At 65.6% G+C, this 2016-nt stretch carries 3 protein-coding genes; 2 read left to right on the forward strand and 1 reads right to left on the reverse strand.

The annotated features are described in order from the left end of the window. Positions 1–199, reverse strand: a 199-nt coding sequence (locus WAN71_RS16130; protein ID WP_422226294.1) for a hypothetical protein, incomplete at its 3' end; no start/stop codon positions are given. A gap of 85 nt (positions 200–284) precedes the next feature. Between WAN71_RS16130 and WAN71_RS16135 the strand changes: the two genes are divergently transcribed. Both WAN71_RS16135 and WAN71_RS16140 read left to right on the forward strand, forming a co-directional pair. Next, on the forward strand, positions 285–869 hold the full coding sequence (locus WAN71_RS16135) for a TetR/AcrR family transcriptional regulator C-terminal ligand-binding domain-containing protein (protein WP_422226295.1): 585 nt from the start codon (positions 285–287) through the stop codon (positions 867–869). A gap of 48 nt (positions 870–917) precedes the next feature. Beyond that, complete coding sequence (locus tag WAN71_RS16140) at positions 918–1976, forward strand: dihydrodipicolinate reductase (protein ID WP_422226296.1); 1059 nt, start codon at positions 918–920, stop codon at positions 1974–1976. Positions 1977–2016 lie beyond the last annotated feature (40 nt).

Genomic DNA, 2016 nt, shown 5'->3' on the forward strand with positions numbered 1-2016 from the left:
GGGCGAGAAAGGCGTCGATCAACTCCGGGTCGGTGTTGGCGCGCGATGCCAGGTCGGTCACCTCGTCGATGGCCGACGGGCCGATCCACTGCACCCAGCGGTTGCACTGGAAGTTGATGCTGACGTCGCGGTGAAAGCGGCGGTAGCCGATTGGCGGGGTGGCGCCGGTGCAATCGATCCGAGGTGCTGACGTGTCCATTGTGGCTCCTATTGCAAGTTGTCTTGCAATAGCATGCGCCTCGCCTAACCGTAATGCAAGTAAAGTTGCGATAGACTTACAGCCTATGACTGCAGGCGTATCGCATCGCCGCGGCGAGCATGTCCGGCAGACCGTCTTGGCCGCCGCGTTCGAGGAGCTGGCCGCCAACGGGTTCGACGGCGCCACCGTCGCCGGGGTCGCAAAGCGCTCGGGTGTGCACGAGACGACGGTGTACCGGCGATGGGTGACCCGGGAGAACCTGTTCTTGGCTGCCCTACTCGAGCGCAGCGCCGACGCGATCCCCGCTCCCGACACGGGTTCGACCCGCCGAGATCTGCTCGCGATCGTTCGGGGCATCATCGCCTACGTGTGCTCGCCCGAAGGCAGGGCGGTGTTGCGCGCCGCGACGCTGCCGGTCGACCACGTCTACGCCGATGCGCGCGAAGCTTTCTGGGCGCGGCGTCTGGACGTGTTGTCTCCAGTGGTGGCGCGCGGTATCGAGCGTGGTGATCTGCGTACCGACATCGACGCCCGGCTGCTGCTCGAGATGTTGATCGCGCCAATTCACGGCCGGCTGCTGCTCACCGGTGAACTCGTCGACGACGACCTCGCCGAGCAGTTGGTCGACGTGGCGCTGAACGGCGCCGCCTCGAAACCTGTCGAACGCTGAGGGCTTGATGCCGTTCCGGGCCCGGCGACGTTTCCCTATGCTGAGCAAGTGCCAAACACTTATCGAGTCGTTCAGTGGAACACCGGAAACGTCGGCAAGAGCTCGCTGAAATCGATCGCCGGCAACCCCCTACTCGAGTTGGTGGGCTGCTATGCCTGGTCAGCGGAGAAGGTCGGCCGTGACGCCGGCGAGTTGGTCGGGATTGCGCCGATCGGAGTCGCCGCCACCAACGACGTCGACGCGCTGCTCTCCCTCAAACCGGACTGCGTGGTCTACAACCCGATGTGGATCGACGTCGACGAGCTGGTCCGCATCCTGTCGGCGGGCGTCAACGTCGTGACCACTGCCTCCTTCGTCACCGGGCACAACCTCGGCGGCGGCCGCGACCGGATCGTCGAGGCCTGTGAGAAGGGCGGCTCCACGATCTTCGGATCCGGCGTGAGCCCGGGCTTCGCCGAGCTGTTGGCCATCGTCTCGGCGATGGTGTGCAACCGCGTCGACAAGGTCACCGTCAACGAGGCCGCCGACACTACGTTCTACGACTCGCCGGAAACCGAGAAGCCGGTGGGCTTCGGCCATCCGATCGACCACCCGGACCTGCAGGCGATGGCCGCGAAGGGCACCGCGATCTTCGGCGAGGCTGTCCGGCTGGTGGGCGACGCGCTCGGCATCGAACTCGACGACGTGCGGTGCGAGGCCGAATTCGCGCAAACCACAGCGGATCTCGAGATGACGTCGTGGACCATCCCGGCGGGATGCGTGGCGGGCGTCTACATCAGCTGGCAGGGAATCGTCGCCGGCAAGACCGTCATCGACCTCAATGTTCGGTGGCGTAAAGGACAGACGCTCGAACCGGACTGGAAGATCGACGGGGACGGCTGGATCATTCAGGTCGACGGGCAGCCCACGGTTACCACCAAGGTGGGCTTCCTGCCGCCGCCGTATTTCGAGGCCACGACGCTCGAGGAATTCATGGATCTCGGTCACATCATGACGGCGATGCCCGCGATCAACGCGATCCCGGCTGTCGTCGCCGTGGCGCCGGGCATTGCCACCTATACCGATCTGCCACTGACGCTGCCCCGGGGCACCGTCCCGACGACCTAGCGGGCCGGAATGTTCTGCAGCTTGGGCGCCAGGTCGGGGC

The sequence above is a fragment of the Mycobacterium sp. genome, assembly GCF_049280035.1.
In the GTDB taxonomy this organism is placed as follows: Bacteria; Actinomycetota; Actinomycetes; order Mycobacteriales; family Mycobacteriaceae; genus Mycobacterium.

What these genes read in the sequence shown, in the direction of transcription:
- WAN71_RS16135 (WP_422226295.1), top strand. Translation starts at nt 285, where the DNA reads ATGACTGCAGGCGTATCGCATCGCCGCGGCGAGCATGTCCGGCAGACC.